This is a genomic window from Neisseria sp. HMSC061B04, from assembly GCF_001836705.1.
Taxonomy (GTDB): Bacteria; Pseudomonadota; Gammaproteobacteria; order Burkholderiales; family Neisseriaceae; genus Neisseria.
The window spans coordinates 1-348 of record NZ_KV830233.1 but is presented as its reverse complement, the minus strand read 5'-3'; the positions used below and the strand labels follow the sequence as shown (position 1 = coordinate 348).

General features: G+C 45.4%; 1 protein-coding gene. It reads right to left on the bottom strand.

Features of this window, described 5'->3' with window-relative positions; all coding sequences use genetic code 11:
• Positions 1-348 (bottom strand): replication initiation factor domain-containing protein (locus HMPREF2661_RS10800; RefSeq protein WP_210400055.1); only part of this gene is annotated, 348 nt, incomplete at both ends.

The following is a 348-nucleotide window of genomic DNA, read 5'->3' as shown; positions in this document are numbered from 1 at the left end:
CAATTTCAAAGCGTGTCCAAACACTGGACTTGTCGCCCAGTTGTTTACCTTTTTCATAAACGCGGACATATTTTGAGGACTCTCGAGAGCCTATCCCGTAGGTTTTGCCCTTCGTCATTTTTTCTTCATCTTCTTCTTCCCAGTCTGAGCCGATACATTCGCCTTTCGGTTTGACGTGATGGCAGGTGAAAAGACCTTTGTTTCGGTCCTCTCTTGCTTGGTTTGGGCTGTATTCGCCGTTAAAAAAGTCTTTTGCAATATCTACGCGTGTAATTTTTGGCCGTACCGCTTGAGCCAAAAACTCATAAAGTCTAGATTCCCAGCCGTTTTTTGCCGCTGTACAGCCTG